Source organism: Lentzea kristufekii, assembly GCF_033949925.1.
Classification (GTDB): Bacteria; Actinomycetota; Actinomycetes; order Mycobacteriales; family Pseudonocardiaceae; genus Lentzea; species Lentzea kristufekii.
The window spans coordinates 321840-337328 of sequence record NZ_JAXAVV010000009.1 but is presented as its reverse complement, the minus strand read 5'-3'; the positions used below and the strand labels follow the sequence as shown (position 1 = coordinate 337328).

The window sequence follows — 15489 nt, the reverse complement described above, 5'->3', positions numbered from 1 at the left end:
ATTCCTCCCATCCCCGGAAGGCGAACAACAAAGATGTTGTCATCCCTGCGCCATTTCGGAGTCGTCGTGGCCGTGACGGCCGCCCTGCTCCCCGTCACGCCGGCCGCCGCCGAACCGCTCGTGCGGACAGCGGCGAACGCCTTGGAAGTCCCGAACATCGACGACGTCCGCGGACACCTCACCCTGCCCACCACGGGAACGAACGACACGACCATCACGTGGAAGTCGTCCAACGGCAAGGTGATCACACCGACCGGTGAGGTGAGCCGCCCTCCGGCCGGCAGCAAACCCACCAAGGTCGTGCTGACGGCGAAGGTGAGCCGCGGACAGCAGAGCGCCACCCGTGCGCTCACCGCCACCGTCGCCCCGTTGCCCGTCAAGGAACCGCTGGCGGGCTACAGCTTCTTCTACTTCACCGGCGAGGGCAGCCCGATCGGTGAGCAGATCTACGCCGCCGCCAGCAACGGGAACAACCCGCTGGACTTCTCCGAGGTCAACGGCGGCCAGCCGGTGCTGAAGTCCAGCCTCGGCGAACTGGGCGTGCGCGACCCGTTCATCCTGCGCTCCCCCGAGGGGGACAAGTTCTTCCTGCTGGCCACCGATCTGAAGATCAACGGCGGGCGCGGCTGGGACGCGGCGCAGCGCAGCGGCAGCCGGTCGCTGATGGTGTGGGAGTCGACGGACCTGCGGAACTGGTCGCGCCAGCGCAGCGTCGAGGTCTCGCCGCCGACCGCGGGCAACACGTGGGCTCCGGAGGCGTTCTGGGACGCCAAGCGCGGCAGCTACGTCGTCTACTGGGCCTCGAAGCTGTACGCGGAGAACGATCCCGGCCACACGGGCGACAGCTACAACCGGATGATGTACGCGACCACGCGCGACTTCGTGACGTTCAGCCCGGCGAAGGTGTGGATCGACCCCGGCTACTCGGTCATCGACTCGACGGTCATCGAGCACAACGGCACCTACTACCGGTACACGAAGGACGAGCGGAACAACTCGTCGTCCTCGCCGTGCAGCAAGTACATCACCGCGGAGAAGTCGGCGGACCTGCTGAACCCGAAGTACGACTTCGTCGCCGAGTGCATCGGCAAGGCCACCGCGACCAGCCCCGGCCTGAGCGCCGGTGAGGGCCCGACCGGGTTCAAGTCCAACACCGAGAACAAGTGGTACCTCTTCATCGACGAGTACGGCGGCCGCGGCTACGTGCCGTTCGAGACGACCGACCTCGCCTCCGGGAAGTGGACGATGTCCACGGGCGCACGCCTGCCCACGTCCCCGCGCCACGGCACGGTGCTGCCGGTGACCCAGGCCGAGCTGACCAGGCTCACCGCTCCCCCGGCGCCGGTGAAGGCCGATGCGAAGGGCCTCGTCGCGCACTGGCCGCTCACCGGTTCCGCCGCTGACGCCACCGGTCACGGCTACGACGGCGTGCTCGCCGGCAACGCCGCGTTCTCCGAAGGGTCCCTGTCGCTGCGCGGCGGGCACGTCCAGCTGCCGAACAACATGCTGACCGGCGCCCAGGCCGCCACGATCTCCGCCGACGTGCTGGTGGATCCGGCCCAGCAGACGCCGTACTTCCTGTACGGCTTCGGCAACACCGCGCCGAACGGCACCGGCAACGGCTACCTGTTCAGCACCGGTGACACCTACCGCGGCGCGATCGCCACCGGCAACTGGACGACCGAGCAGGGCGCGAACTCCGGCCGTGCGCTGCCCCGTGGCGTCTGGAAGAACGTGACGCTGACGATCGGCGGCGGGGTGGAGGTGCTCTACCTGGACGGCGTCGAGGTGGCGCGCAACACCGGCGTCACCGCCAAGCCGTCCGACCTCGGCGGCGGGATCACGGCGGCGAACTACCTCGGTCGCTCGGTCTACGCGGCGGACCGGACGCTCCTCGGCAGGATGAAGGACGTCCGCCTCTACAACCGGGCGCTCTCCGGCACCGACGTGGCGGCGCTCCCGTTCAACGCGACCCTGATCAGGTCGGTCGCGCACAGCTCGCTCAAGGCACCCGCCGTCATCGAACCGGGCAGCGTCGTGCTCCCCGTGCGACCGGGCACCGACCTGCGACGGGTCCAGCTCGACTTCGGTCTCGCCCCCGGTGCCTCCATCACGCCCAGCGGGCCGGTCGACCTGCGCAAGCCGCGGCAGTTCACCGTGCGGTCGGGCCGCGAGAGTCGGGTGTGGACGGTCGAGGCCCATGAGATGCGCAGCCCCGTGCTGCCGGGCCTCAACGCCGACCCGAACATCGTCGCGTTCGGCGACACCTACTACATCTACGCGACCACGGACGGCTTCGACGGCTGGAGCGGCACGAAGTTCTCCGCCTGGTCGTCGAAGAACCTGGTCGACTGGAAGGACGAGGGTGTCATCCTCGACCTCGGTCCCGGCGTGAGCTGGGCGGACCGCAACGCGTGGGCACCGGCGATCGTCGAACGCGGCGGGAAGTACTACTTCTACTTCTGCGCCGAGGCCAAGATCGGCGTCGCGGTGAGCGACTCCCCGACCGGCCCGTTCGTCGACTCCGGTCAGCCCCTGATCGCGCGCAACCCCACCGGCGGAGGCCAGGCCATCGACCCCGCCGTCTTCGTCGACCGCTCCGGGCAGGCGTACCTCTACTGGGGCAACGGTGAGGCCTACGTCGTTCCGCTCAACAGTGACATGATCTCCTACGACCCGGCCAAGATCACCCGCCTCACCGGGCTGACGGACTTCCGGGAGGGGCTGTTCATGGTGGAGCGGAAGGGCACGTACTACCTGAGCTGGTCGATCGACGACACCCGCAGCGAGGACTACCGCGTCGCGTACGCGACCGCGCCCAGCCCCACCGGCCCGTTCACGAACCGCGGCCTGATCCTGAGCAAGGACCTGAAGCTCGGGATCAAGGGCACCGGGCACAGCTCGATGCTGCAGGTGCCGGGCACCGACGACTGGTACCTCGTGTACCACCGCTTCGCCATCCCCGGCGGGGACGGCACGCACCGCGAGACCACGATCGACAGGATGAGGTTCGGCCGTGACGGCTCCATCGTCCCGGTCGCGCCGACGTTGGAGAGCGTCGCACCACAACGGATCCGGCCGCAGCACTGCCGGGCCCTGATCAACTGATACGAGGAGTTCGATGTCGCAGCGGGAACCCGAGCTACGCCGGGAACTGTTCGGACGGGCCGGTGACACCGACGTCCACCGGTACGTCCTGGCGTGGCCGGGCGGGCTCACCGTGCGGGTGCTGGACTACGGCGGGGTGATCCAGTCACTGGAGGCACCGGACCGCCGCGGTGTTCCCGCCAACGTGGTCCTCGGGTTCCCCGCGCTCGACGACTACGTCGCGAACAACCGGCCCGACGCGGCCAGGGTGTTCTTCGGCGCCGTGATCGGCCGGTACGCCAACCGGATCGCCCGCGGCGCCTTCACCCTCGACGATGTCCAGCACCAGCTCCCGCTCAACAACGGCCCGAACAGCCTGCACGGCGGGCCGGCGGGCTTCGACACGCGGGTGTGGTCCGCGACCGAGCTGCACGAGACGGACAGCGTGGGCGTGCGGCTCGAACTGGTGAGCCCGCACGGGGACGGTGGCTTCCCCGGAACCGTTGATGCTCAGGTGACGTACCGGCTCGACCGGCACAACCGCCTGAGCATCACCTACCGCGCGACGACGGACGCGCCCACCGTCCTCAACATGACCAACCACACCTACTGGAACCTGGCCGGGGAAGGCAGCGGCGACGTGCACCGCCAGTCGCTGATGCTGAACGCGAGCCGGTTCTGCGCCGTCGACGAGTCCCTCATCCCGGTGGGGGCGCCCGTGCCGGTCGAGGCGACCCCGTTCGACTTCCGGCTGCCGACCGCGATCGGCTCCCGCATCCGCGCGGCCCACCCCCAGCTGCGCATCGCGGGAGGCTACGACCACAACTGGGTGCTGGACTCGTCCGGCGCCACCTTCGCAGCGCAGGCCTGCGACCCGGTCTCCGGGCGCCTGCTGACCCTGTGGACCAGCGAACCCGGCCTGCAGTTCTACTCGGGCAACTTCCTGACCGAGGACCTGGTCGGCACCAGCGGCCGCCCGTACGGCCGCGGCGCGGGCTTCGCCCTGGAGGCACAGCACTTCCCGGACTCGCCGAACCGCCAGGACTTCCCCAGCACGGTGCTGCGGCCCGGCGACGTCTACCACCAGGAGACGGTCTTCCAGCTGTCCACTGCGGACTGACTCAGGCGGCGTGACTGCACGTGGGGCAGCTGCATTCGGCACACGTGCAGTTCGCGCACGAGTCGGTGCACCCGTCACAGGCGCATTGAGCGTGGTTGCAGGTCGGGCAGTCGCATTCTGAGCAGTCGCACTGCGCGCACGAGTCCGTGCAGTGCGCGCACCTGCACTTGTCGCACTCGTCGTAGTGCACACCGCGATCCGTCACGTGTTCGCGGTGCAGGTGTCCGTCGTGCAGGTAGTCGACGTGGTCCCGGTGCACGAGGGCGTCGTGCCCGCAGCCGGGACCGTGGGTGTGGCGGTGCAGTTCCGCGGGAGCGTGCTCGACAGTCGTCATAGGACAGATGCTCATATGCGCAGACGACTATGACAAACGCAGGAGCACTTGATCACCCGTCCGGGTGATGGGACGGCGCAGTTCGCGGCGTGCAGAAAAGCATTGCACCACAAGCACTTTCGATTCGACGGGCGATTCGACACGACGTGAACTTCCCGACGGGCTGTCTCGTTCAAGCGGTTGCCCACGCACCGCTCACGAAAGGGCACCTGTCGTGACAGCCGTGTTCCAGGAATCCGCCCTGTTCGATCTGTCCCCCGCCGACCGCGAACTGTTCCAGGTGTTCGGCGCCGGCCCAGTCCGGACCCCTCCGTCCGACCACGTCCACCACGCCTTCGAGACGCACGCGACGCGTCACCCGCACCTGACCGCCGTGGAACACCTCGGCGAGTCCCTGACCTACGGGGAGCTCGACGCCAGAGCCACGCTGCTGGCCGAACTGCTGGTCCGCGGCGGCGTGCGCCCCGGTGACCACGTGGGCCTGTTCCTGACTCGGTCGATCTCCATGGTGGTGGGCATCCTGGCGGTGCTCAAGGCGGGGGCGGCCTACGTGCCGCAGGACGTGCGCATCACGCCCGAGGCCCACCTGCGGCACATCGTCCGGGCCGCGCACGTCGACGTGGTGCTCACGACGACCGCGGACGCGGCGTCACTGCCCTCTCACCTGGCCACGATCATCACGATCGACACCCTGCCCGACGTCAGCACGTTCTGCCGCGCCTTCACGGCGGAGTCGGACATCGCCGCCGTCATCTTCACCTCCGGCACCACCGGGCGTCCCAACGGCGTGCGGGTCTCCCACGCCAACCTGTGCAACGTCCTGCTGACCACGCCCGGCTCTCTGGGCATCACACCGGGGACCAGGGTGTCCCAGCTGCTCAACATCGCCTTCGACATGGCGATGTGGGAGATCCTCGGCACGCTCGCGAACGGCGGCACGCTCGTGATCCGGGGCGACGACCTCGCGCGGACGGCGAGCACGGTCGACGTCGTGATCGCCACGCCCAGCGTGCTGGCGACGCTGGATCCCGCCGTGTGCCAACGGGTGCACACGGTCGCGGTCGCCGGTGAGCGCTGCCCGCAGGCCCTCGCCGACGTGTGGGCTCACCGCGTGGTCTTCTACAACGCGTGCGGTCCCACCGAGGTCACCATCGTCAACACCGTGCACCGCTACGAACCGGGCACCGGGCAGCTCACCATCGGCAGGCCGGTGCCGAACACGACCGTGTACGTGCTCGACGACGACCTGCTGCCGTGCCCCATCGGCGCGGTCGGTGAGATGTGGGCCGGTGGCGCCTGCGTGACGGCGGGGTACCTGGGCGACCTCGACCTCACGGCGGAGCGGTACCGCCCCGACCCGTTCCTCGGCGGCGACCACCTCATGTTCCGGACGCGCGACCTCGGCAGGTGGACGCGCGAAGGCCGGCTGGAGCACCGCGGCCGCACCGACGACCAGGTCAAGGTGCGCGGGTTCCGCGTCGAACTGGACGCGGTCACCGCGGCGCTGGAGCGTGCGGAGGACTGCGACCGCGCCACGACCGTGGTGCACGACGGGAAGCTCGTCGGGTTCATCAGCCCCGGCACCGCGACGCCGGAGCAGGCGCGGCGGGCGGTCTCGCAACGGCTGCCGTACTACTGCGTGCCGACGTTGATCGTCCCGGTCGACACGCTGCCGACGACCGACCGCGGCAAGGTCGACCGGCGCGCGCTGCTGTCCCATGTGGACGGACTGCGGCGGGAGCCCGTGGCATGACGGTGCAGCACGTCGTCCTGCCACCGGCCGACCGTTCCCTCCGCGCGGTCCTGCGCCGGCGCCCCTTCACACACCACAACCGGCTCGCGGCGGCCGTCGTGCTCGCCAACCTGGTCTTCGCGGTCATCGGCGACTGGCGCGGCGACCAGGACGTGCTGACCACGCTCGTGGTCGTCAACGTGGCGCTCGCCGCGCTCGTCCGGCAGCAGCTGGTGATCAACCTGCTGTTCCGGCTGGCCACCAGCGCGCCGAAGCACTGGCCGTTGCGCGTGCGGTGGACGCTGGGCAAGGTCTACCACTTCGGCGGCCTGCACGTCGGTGCCGCCGTCTGCGCCGTGGTCTGGTTCCTCCCGCTCGCCGTCACCGCGCGCGGCGCCCTGCCGATAGCGCTGAGCTGGACGATCTTCGCCCTGCTCGGCGCGATGACGGTGCTCGCGCTCCCCCGGCTCCGCGCCCGCCACCACGACCTCTTCGAGCGGTCGCACCGGTTCGGCGGCTGGACGGTGCTCGTGCTGTTCGCGGCGCTGGCCGCGGTCTCGAACCCGGTGTTCCTCTGGCCGCTCGCCCTCGTGGTGGTCAGCGTGGCGCTGCCGTGGCTGAGGCTGCGGCGCGTGCCGGTGCGGATCGTCAGCCCGTCCCCGCACGTCGCGCTCGTGTCGTTCGACCACGGCGTCACCCCGTTCGCGGGCTCCTCGACAGCGGTGAGCCGCAACCCGTTGCTCGAATGGCACTCCTTCGCGAACGTCCCCGCTCCGGGACGTTCCGGCTTCCGGCTCACCATCTCCCGCGCCGGCGACTGGACGGCGAAGCTCATCGCCGACCAGCCGAGCCACCTGTGGGTGAAGGGGATCCCGACCGCGGGCGTCGGCAACATCGACAAGCTGTTCCACCGCGTGGTGTGGGTGGCCACCGGCAGCGGCATCGGCCCCTGCCTGCCCCACCTGCTCGCCCGCACCGCTCCGGCCACGCTGGTGTGGTCGACCCGCGACCCCCGCCGCACCTACGGGGACGCGCTGGTCGACGAGATCCTCGACGCGCAACCCGACGCCGTCGTCTGGGACACCGCCGGCCAGGGCAAGCCGGACCTCGTCGCGCTCGCGCACGACGCCTGCCGGCGCTTCGACGCGGAAGCGGTCATCTGCATCTCGAACAAACAGACCACCTGGCACGTCGTCGAAGAGCTGGAGGCCAGGGGAATCCCCGCCTACGGCGCGATCTGGGACTCGTGAGGAGACCACTGTGGACTATCAGAACCTCGTGCTCGACGAGCAGGGCGGCGTGCTGACGGTGACCGTGCACCGGCCGCACGCCCGCAACGCCCTGTCCCAGCGGACCCTCACCGAGCTGCGCCACCTGCTGTCGACCCTCTCCGGTCCTCGCGCGGTGCTGCTCACGGGGTCCGAGGGACCCGCGTTCATCGCCGGCGCCGACATCCGCGAGATGGCGGCCATGACCGCCGAGGAGGGCGAGGTGTTCGGCGCGCTGGGCCAGGAGGTGACGTGCCTGCTGGAACGGCTCCCCGTCCCCGTCGTGGCCTGCGTCGACGGGTACGCGCTCGGCGGCGGCTGCGAGATGGCGCTGGCGTGCGACTTCGTCTACGCCACCCGCAAGGCCGTGTTCGGGCAGCCGGAGGTGCTCCTCGGGCTGATCCCCGGTTTCGGGGGCTGTGTCAGGTTGTTCCGGCGGGTCGGGGTGGCGCGAGCCCGCGAGATGATCTACTCCGGCCGGCGGGTGGACGCGGCGGAGGCGCACCGCACCGGGCTGGTGAACCAGGTCTTCGACACCCGCGAGGAGATGTTCGCCGCCGCACGGCTGGTGCTCGCCGACATCGCCGCCAACTCGCCCGCCGCCGTCGCCGCGTGCAAGTCGGTGATCAACACCGTGGACGGCCTGCCCGTCGGCTCGGGGCTGGACGTCGAGCTCGAGGCGTTCCGGCACACCTTCACCACCGACGACATGCGTGAGGGCACAGCGGCGTTCCTCGGCAAGCGCTCCCCGGCGTTCCGCACGTAGGCGGGGTGCGTCATCAACGACGACCACATCGCCCTGTTGCGCGCGCTGCACGACGGCCACGCCGCCGCCCTGTGGCGCTACGCCCTGCGCCTGACCGGAGACGAGCAGCTCGCCGAGGACATCGTCCAGGAGGCCCTGCTGCGCGCCTGGCGGCATCCCGAGGTCCTGGAGCAGGGTTCGTCGGCGTCCAAGGCGTGGCTCTACGCCGTGGCGCGCAACTACGCCATCGACGAGCGGCGCAGCGCCCGTGCCCGCTGGGAGGTCGAGTCGGAGAGCCTGCCCGAACGGTCGCGGGCCGACCACACCGACTCCACGCTCGACGCCTGGCTCGTCGCCGACGCGCTGTCCACGCTCAAGCCGGAGCACCGGCAGGTGATCGTGCGGGCCTACTACCGCGGTGAGTCCATCGCGGAGCTCGCCGACGCGCTGGAGGTGCCTCAGGGCACCGTGAAGTCGCGGCTGCACTACGGCCTGCGGGCGCTGAGACTGGCTCTGCAGGAGAACGGGGTCACGGGGCGGTGAGCACACCGGATCCGTTCCGGGAGTGGGACGGCGCCTACGTCCTGGGCTCGCTGTCGACCGCGGAACGGCTCGCCTACGAGGAGCACCTCGCGCAGTGCGCCTCGTGCGAGCGCGAGGTCTGCGGGCTGGCGGGACTGACGGGCCTGCTGTCGCGCGTGCCGGAGGCGTGGGCGGTGCAGTCGCTGGGCACCGATCCGGAGGTGCCCGCCGCCGTCCTGCCCCGGCTCGTCCGGGCCGTGCGGCGGCGTCAGCTCGTGGTCATGGCGGCGACGGTTCTCGTCGCCGCCATGACCGGTGCGGTGCTCGGCGTGCTGATCTGGTGTTACCCCTGACCTGTCAGGGAGTGGACAGCTCGAAGCGCTGCACCCCGACCGAGCCGCCGAGCGCCTGCGTGGCGTGGTTGAAGATGCCGAACCGGTAGCCCATGAAGAACTGCCACTCGTTCTTCAGCGTGAAGCCGCTGCCCAGCGACGTGAAGTTCACGCCGTCCGTGCTGTAGGAGAACCGGGCCTGCCGTCCGCTGCCGGGACGGATGTCGGCGTTGGCGCGCAACCAGATCCGGGTGCTGGCGAGGTTCGCGCTCGCGACCTCGGTGCCGGTGCCCGTGGTGTTCCAGCTGCTGTCCATGGTCAGGCCGTTGACCATGACCACGCGGTTGCGGCCGCTGTCGCGTTTGACCCCGATCCACGCCGAGGAGTCGCGCAGCATCGCCAGGCCGGTGCGGTCGCCGTCGCGCATCGAGGTGAGGTCGAGTGTGACGGTGGCCGTGGACGTCGGCCCCTGTATTCGGTGGGTGAGGGTGTTGCGGGCGTTGTACAGGTCGTTGGTGACGGTCGCGGTGGACAGCCGCAGACCGTTGTTGACGCTGTACTTCGTGGTGTCCGGGTTGTGGTTCCACTCCCACTGCGGACCGAGTCTCGTGCCGTCGAAGGTGTCCACCCCGGTCATGGGTTTGACCTGGCGCGGTGGCGGGGGCAGGTTCGGCATCGGGTAGTTCGCGCCCCAGCCGCCGTTGACGGTGGTGATGCGCGGCCAGCCGTCGGAGGTCCAGGTGATCGGTGCGAGCACCGGCACGCGGCCGCCGGGGTAGGCGTCCACGAACGCCATGTAGTACCAGTCGCCGTTCTGCGTCTGCACCATGCCGCCCTGGTGCGGCACTCCCCCGCCCTGGATCGGCGTGGGCATGTTCAGCAGCACCTGCTGCACGGTGTAGGGGCCCCACGGGCTCGACGACTTGAGCACGTACTGGCCGTTCGCGGGCCTGGTCAGCCAGATGTAGTAGCTGCCGCCCCGCTTGTAGAACCGCGCGCCCTCCAGCGTGCCGATGTTGGACGGCGTCTGGAACACCTGCTGCGAGCGCACCTCCGACTTCCCGTCCGCCGACAGCTGCGCGACGCTGATCGTGGTGTTGCCGTACGCGACGTACATCGTGTCGTTGTCGTCGACCAGCATTCCCGCGTCGTAGTAGCACTTGTTGATCGTGGACAGCTTCGACCACTGCCCGTCCACGGCCGCGGCGGTGTAGATGTGGGTCTGGGCGAAGTCGACGCACCCGCCCCAGTAGAAGGTGTTGTTGCTCTTGCGGTGGTTGAGGAACGACGCCCAGATCCCCCGCACGTACGCCCGGCTGCCGTTGAGGTCGTACTTGGAGCCGAAGTCCAGCCGGGGCACGGAGTGCCCGGCGAACTCCCAGTTCACCAGGTCGTAGGAACGCAGGATCGGCGCTCCCGGCGAGTAGTGCATGGTCGACGCCGAGTAGTAGTAAGCGTCGCCTACGCGGATGATGTCGATGTCCGCGAAGTCCTGCCACAGCACCGGGTTGTTGAACGACGCCGGCCGGGGTGTCGACGTGGTGGTGGTCGTTGTCGTCGTGGTGGTCGGATCCGTGCCGCCGTTGCAGCTGGTTCCGTTGAGGCGGAACGACACCGGGTCGGGGTTGGCGGAACCGGACGTCGCGTTGAACCCGAAGTCGACCTTGCCGCCGGTCGGCACGGACCCGTTGTAGGAGGCGTTGCGCGCGCTGACCTCGCCACCGCTCTGCGTGATCACGGCGTTCCAGTGCTGCCCGACCTGCTGACCGGAGGCGTACGTCCACTCGAGCGTCCAGCCGGTGATCGCGTCACCGGTGTTCGTGATGGACACGGACGCGCCGAAGCCGCCCTGCCACTCGGAGGTCTTGGTGTAGGTGACCGAACAGCCGGGAGCGGCATGCGCGGTCGTGCTCGCGGCAAGGCCCGCGGCCACGAGCGTGAGGGCGGACACCGCCGCCGCGACGGGAGCCCATCTCATGATCGTGACCACCTCTGGTTGGTCTGGCCGTTGCAGGTCCACAGCACCAGCTTCGAGCCGTTGGCGGTCGCGGCCCGTTCGACGTCCAGGCACAGACCGGCGTTGGTGTTGCGCAGCGTCCCGTCGGAGCCCAGCGTCCAGCGCTGGTTCGCCTGGCCGTTGCACTGCCAGACGATGACCCTCGTGCCGTTGGCGGTGCCCTGGTCGTACGCGTCGAGGCACTTGTCGCCGAACACGCGGACCTCGCCGTTCGGCCAGGAGGTCCACCGCTGGGAGGCGGGCGTGAGGCAGTCCTGGATCACGACCGCGGCCCCTGCGGCCGTGGAGCCGTTCTCGACGTCCAGGCAGCGGTTCGACCCGGCTCCGCGCAACCGGGAGGTGGTGTTCTGCAGCGGGCTGCCGCCGGTCACCCGGAACGCGGTGACGCCGTGCGCCGGGACGGAGGCGGAGATCGCGCCCGACGTGGTGGACGTGCCACCGGTCCAGAGGTCGGTCAGCGTGAAGCTGCCACCGGACAGGCCGATCTGGGCGGCCGTGGTGGCGATGGTCGCGGTGCCGCCGCCGCGGTTGAACAGGCCGACGGCGACCGAGCCGTCCGCGAGCGGTTTGGCGAACACCTCGGTGGCGCCGTCGTCCCGCACCCGGCGCCCGCCCGCGCCGAGGCCGTCCTGGTTCACGGCGATCAGGCGCTGGTTGCGCAGGATCGCGCTGACGTCGGCGGACATGGTGCGGATGTCGTTGCCCGCCATGAGCGGCGCCGCCATCAGCGACCACAGCGTGAAGTGCGACCGCGACTCGGTGAGCGTGAGGCCGGGGCGTCCGACGACGAGCATGTCCGGGTCGTTCCAGTGGCCGGGACCGGACTGCACCGCGAGCGGGGCGGTGATGTCGACGACGTTGCCCACGCCCATCGGATAGCTGTTGGTGTTGCCGTTCTGCCAGATGTCCAGCAGGTCCTCGGTGGTGCGCCACAGGTCGGCGACCTCGCTCCAGTCGTACCTGTCACCGGTGGGAGCGTGGAAGCTGTTGGAGTTGATGCTGTAGACGATCGGGCGGCCGGTGGCGCGCAGGGCGTCACGCATGATCGTGAACCGGGCGATCTGCTCGTCCCGGGTGCCGGCACCCGAGCACCAGTCGTACTTCAGGTAGTCCACGCCCCACGACGCGAAGATCCGCGCGTCCTGGACCTCGTGGCCCTTGCTGCCGGTCGAACCGGGGTGGGCGCCGGTGCCCTGCGCGCACGTCTTCTCGTTCGGCGCCTGGTAGATGCCGAACTTCAGGCCGCGGGCGTGGATGTAGTCGCCCAGCGCCTTCATCCCGCTCGGGAACTTCGACGGGTGCGCCCGCAGGTTGCCGGCGGAGTCGCGCTGCGGGTCGAACCAGCAGTCGTCCACGACGACGTACTGGTAGCCGGCGTCGCGCATCCCCGACGACACCATCGCGTCGGCGGCCTGGCGGACCTGGCCCTCGGTGATGCCGCAGCCGAAGCTGTTCCAGCTGTTCCAGCCGAGCGGCGGGGTCAGCGCCGGGCTGCCGGGAGCGGCGGGCGCGGTGGCGGGGTTCGCGGTGACGGTCGCCATCGCCGCCAGCAGAACGGCGGCGAGGTGCGTGAGTTTCCTGGACCAGGAGGGCATCGTTGCCCCTTTCTCGCAGGGGGACGCCGCCGGTGCGCGTGCCCGGCGGCGTCGGTCCTGCACTCAGCAGGTCGAGTTGGTCTGGGTCAGCAGGCCGAGCCGCCAGGGCAGCCGGTTGTACTCACCCCCGGCGTTGGGATCCATGCCCTGGTAGAGGTAGCTGAGCTTGCAGGGGCTGATCTCCATCGTCTGGTCGACGTTCGTGCGCACCATCTCGCCGTGGCTGATGTCGCGGGTCCACTGTCCACCTGGGAACGTGACGTTGTTCGCGCGGGCGAACGGGTTCGACTCGCTCTCGGCCAGCCCCGTCCACGGACCGGTGATGGAGGGCGCGGTCCAGGAGCGGAACCAGCGGCGGCCGTCCGAGCCGATCGCCTCGTGCACCAGCAGCCACTGGTTCTTGCCGGCGATCTTGTAGACGTTGGCGGCCTCGAACAACCGGTTGCGGTTGCTGTCCTGCATGGCGATCACCGTGTTGGTGAAGCCGTTCGGGAACTGCGCGAGGCTGGTCTCCGACCGGTAGAGGTGGCCGTTGTCGTCGGAGGAGAACAGGTAGCACTTCGCGGTGTCGCACACCGTCCAGAAGTCGACCCAGTAGCCGTTGCCGATGTTGTCGCGGATGATCTGCGGCATCCCGCCGGCGTAGAAGTTCTTCGGCGTGGACCACGACGCCGGGTTGGAGATGTCCGTCGTCGTGGAGTACGACGCGTTGTCCCCGGTCTGGTAGACGAGGTACCAGAGGCGTTGCGGCGCGAAGTAGAACACCTGCGGCGCTGCCCGGTACCCGCCGCCGATGCCGGAGCGGTCGAGGTAGTAGTGCGGTGCCGCCGAGGCCTGGGACCAGTCGCTGAAACTGGTGTACATCAGGTTGTAGCCGTTGGTGTAGGTCGACGCGAACACGTGGTACTTGCCGTTGTAGTAGACGACGCTCGGGTCCTTCACCGCGACGTTCGGGTGCGTGGCGTCCGGCTTCGGGCTGATCAGCACGCCGCTGGAGTTCCAGCGGAAGCTCGACGGCAGGCTGCCCACGGGCGGGTTGCCCGTCGTGGTCGTGGTCGTCGTCGTGGTCGTGGTCGTCGTGGTGGGGCCGACGTCACCGGTGCACAGGGTGCCGTTGAGCGTGAACGCCGTGGGGTTCGGGTTCGCCGTGCCGGTGGAGGAACCGTTGAACCCGAACTCGACCCGGCCACCGGTGGGGATCGCCGCGTTGTACGAGACGTTGCGGACGGTCACCTGGCTGCCCGACTGGGTCGCCTCGGCGTTCCAGGCCTGCTTCACCTGCTGGCCCGCGGAGAAGCTCCAGGTGAGCGTCCAGCCGTTGACGGCGTCACCGAGGTTGGTGACGCTGACGTTCGCCGTGAAGCCACCGTCCCATTGCGACGGTGCGGAGTAGGTCACCGAACAGCCCGGGGCCGCCGCGGCGGGAGGCACCGCCACCGCGGCGAGCGCGGACACCGCGATGAGCGGGACGGCGGCGACGGCCGTGAGCCGGGCTCGTCGTGATGCGAACAATCGTGCGAAGAACATGATCACCCTTCGTCGTCGGAGGGAGCGGAGGAGCAGGGATCACGCGCCGGCGCAGGTGGCGGTTCCGACTGCCGCCGCACCGGAACCGGACGCGAGGAAGCCGAACGTCACCGAGGCGCCGGGGCTGATCGAGCCGTTGTAGGGGGCGTTCGTGACCGTGACCGAACCGCTGGCGACGCCACCCCAGATCTGCGACACGGTGTGCCCGTTGGGAAGCGTGAACCGGACCGTCCAGCCGGAGAGGGCGGACGCGGTGGGGTTGGTGACCGCGACCTCGGCCTGGAAACCACCGTTCCAGGTGCCCGTGACGCTCGACGTGGCCGTGCAGGTGCCGCCGGGTGCGGGAGGATCGCCGATGCTGCCGGGAACCGACGACAGCGCGTTGAACCAGACCGTCGCCATCTTGCTGTAGCCGGTGGCGTTCGGGTGGATGCCGTCGGGAAGGTCGGCGATCGGCACCGCCGGGTACATGTCCACGACGTGCACCCGCTTGCCCGCCGCGGCTTTCGCCCGCAGCAGCGGGACGATGGCGGCGTTGTAACCGCGCACGGTGGAGTCGGCGAAGCGGATCGGGATGATGGTCGAGACGAACACGTCGGCGTTCGGCGCCTGAGCGGTGATCTTGTCCACCAGCGCGGACAGCCTTCGCGGCGCGCCGGCGGGGTCGCTGCCGTACATGTCGTTGGTGCCGATGTGCAGCAGGATCGTGCGCGGGGTGTAGGTCCTCAGCCAGTTCACGACGCTCGCGTCGACCTGCGCGATGGTCCAGCCGGGGTGTCCCTCGTGGTTGCGGTCGGGCATGGAGCCCGGCCCGTCCGCGAGCGAGCCCACGAAGTCGACGGCGCGTCCGGCGGCACGCAGCTTCGTGCCGAGGTCGAGGCGGTAGCCGCCGATGGAGCCGCCCTGGGTGATGGAGTCACCCAGCGGCATCACCCGCACCGGGTCGGCGGAGGCGGCCGGATCATCCACAGTGGACTGTTCGGCGAAGGCGGGCGACGCGGCCAGCAGGGTGGCGATCAGCGCACCGCACAGCGCTTTGAGCGGGCTCGGCATGATGAGCCTTTCGACGAGCGGTCAGCGGCGGGGCGGCTTCCAGCAATGTAGAAGACCCCGTCATGCCGGGTCAAAGCTAAAATGTGAGCGCTAACCTTTAGCAAAATGGCGCTTTTGCGCGCTCAAGCCGCGATCAGGCGCCTTCCCCTGTTAACGC

General features: G+C 69.7%; 12 protein-coding genes. 7 read left to right on the top strand and 5 right to left on the bottom strand.

Going from position 1 to position 15489, the window contains the following annotated elements; translation table 11 throughout:
* Positions 1–33 precede the first annotated feature (33 nt).
* Positions 34–3108, top strand: coding sequence for a family 43 glycosylhydrolase (locus tag SK571_RS20635; RefSeq protein WP_319985719.1), 3075 nt, complete (start codon positions 34–36; stop codon positions 3106–3108).
* Between the two features lie 13 nt (positions 3109–3121).
* Complete coding sequence (locus SK571_RS20630; protein WP_319985718.1) at positions 3122–4207, top strand: aldose epimerase family protein; 1086 nt, start codon at positions 3122–3124, stop codon at positions 4205–4207.
* 1 nt (position 4208) lies between these two features.
* On the opposite strand, the gene SK571_RS20625 is transcribed toward SK571_RS20630, so the two are convergent.
* The gene (locus tag SK571_RS20625) at positions 4209–4541 is read right to left on the bottom strand and encodes a hypothetical protein (RefSeq protein WP_090064653.1); all 333 of its coding nucleotides are present in this window, start codon (positions 4539–4541) and stop codon (positions 4209–4211) included.
* Positions 4542–4755: 214 nt separating this feature from the next.
* Here SK571_RS20625 and SK571_RS20620 point away from each other — a divergent pair, with 214 nt between their 5' ends.
* Genes SK571_RS20620 through SK571_RS20600 form a run of 5 tightly spaced genes read left to right on the top strand, consistent with a single transcriptional unit; the run spans position 4756 to position 9161 of the window.
* Positions 4756–6294, top strand: coding sequence for an amino acid adenylation domain-containing protein (locus SK571_RS20620; RefSeq protein WP_319985717.1), 1539 nt, complete (start codon positions 4756–4758; stop codon positions 6292–6294).
* Positions 6291–7523 (top strand): hypothetical protein, encoded by a 1233-nt coding sequence (locus SK571_RS20615; RefSeq protein WP_319985716.1) that lies wholly within the window; start codon positions 6291–6293, stop codon positions 7521–7523. Before SK571_RS20620 ends, SK571_RS20615 begins: the two co-directional genes overlap by 4 nt.
* 10 nt (positions 7524–7533) lie before the next feature.
* The gene (locus tag SK571_RS20610; protein ID WP_319985715.1) at positions 7534–8307 is read left to right on the top strand and encodes an enoyl-CoA hydratase/isomerase family protein; all 774 of its coding nucleotides are present in this window, start codon (positions 7534–7536) and stop codon (positions 8305–8307) included.
* 12 nt (positions 8308–8319) lie between these two features.
* Complete coding sequence (locus SK571_RS20605; protein WP_319985748.1) at positions 8320–8829, top strand: sigma-70 family RNA polymerase sigma factor; 510 nt, start codon at positions 8320–8322, stop codon at positions 8827–8829.
* Positions 8826–9161, top strand: coding sequence for an anti-sigma factor family protein (locus tag SK571_RS20600; protein ID WP_319985714.1), 336 nt, complete (start codon positions 8826–8828; stop codon positions 9159–9161). Before SK571_RS20605 ends, SK571_RS20600 begins: the two co-directional genes overlap by 4 nt.
* A gap of 4 nt (positions 9162–9165) precedes the next feature.
* Here SK571_RS20600 and SK571_RS20595 read toward each other — a convergent pair whose 3' ends face one another.
* From SK571_RS20595 to SK571_RS20580, 4 genes are all read right to left on the bottom strand, one after another.
* Complete coding sequence (locus SK571_RS20595) at positions 9166–11118, bottom strand: family 43 glycosylhydrolase (protein WP_319985713.1); 1953 nt, start codon at positions 11116–11118, stop codon at positions 9166–9168.
* The gene (locus SK571_RS20590) at positions 11115–12752 is read right to left on the bottom strand and encodes a glycoside hydrolase family 27 protein (protein WP_319985712.1); all 1638 of its coding nucleotides are present in this window, start codon (positions 12750–12752) and stop codon (positions 11115–11117) included. The genes SK571_RS20595 and SK571_RS20590 overlap by 4 nt, the downstream gene beginning before the upstream one ends.
* Positions 12753–12815: 63 nt before the next feature.
* Entirely contained in the window at positions 12816–14279 is a 1464-nt protein-coding gene (locus SK571_RS20585; protein ID WP_319985711.1) for a non-reducing end alpha-L-arabinofuranosidase family hydrolase, read from the bottom strand.
* A 39-nt stretch (positions 14280–14318) separates the two neighbouring features.
* The gene (locus SK571_RS20580; protein WP_319985710.1) at positions 14319–15332 is read right to left on the bottom strand and encodes a cellulose binding domain-containing protein; all 1014 of its coding nucleotides are present in this window, start codon (positions 15330–15332) and stop codon (positions 14319–14321) included.
* Positions 15333–15489: the final 157 nt, after the last annotated feature.

What these genes read in the sequence shown, in the direction of transcription:
- SK571_RS20635 (WP_319985719.1), top strand. Translation starts at nt 34, where the DNA reads ATGTTGTCATCCCTGCGCCATTTCGGAGTCGTCGTGGCCGTGACGGCC.
- SK571_RS20580 (WP_319985710.1), bottom strand. Translation starts at nt 15,332, where the DNA reads ATGCCGAGCCCGCTCAAAGCGCTGTGCGGTGCGCTGATCGCCACCCTG.
- SK571_RS20625 (WP_090064653.1), bottom strand. Translation starts at nt 4,541, where the DNA reads ATGACGACTGTCGAGCACGCTCCCGCGGAACTGCACCGCCACACCCAC.
- SK571_RS20615 (WP_319985716.1), top strand. Translation starts at nt 6,291, where the DNA reads ATGACGGTGCAGCACGTCGTCCTGCCACCGGCCGACCGTTCCCTCCGC.
- SK571_RS20585 (WP_319985711.1), bottom strand. Translation starts at nt 14,279, where the DNA reads ATGTTCTTCGCACGATTGTTCGCATCACGACGAGCCCGGCTCACGGCC.
- SK571_RS20590 (WP_319985712.1), bottom strand. Translation starts at nt 12,752, where the DNA reads ATGCCCTCCTGGTCCAGGAAACTCACGCACCTCGCCGCCGTTCTGCTG.
- SK571_RS20595 (WP_319985713.1), bottom strand. Translation starts at nt 11,118, where the DNA reads ATGAGATGGGCTCCCGTCGCGGCGGCGGTGTCCGCCCTCACGCTCGTG.
- SK571_RS20630 (WP_319985718.1), top strand. Translation starts at nt 3,122, where the DNA reads ATGTCGCAGCGGGAACCCGAGCTACGCCGGGAACTGTTCGGACGGGCC.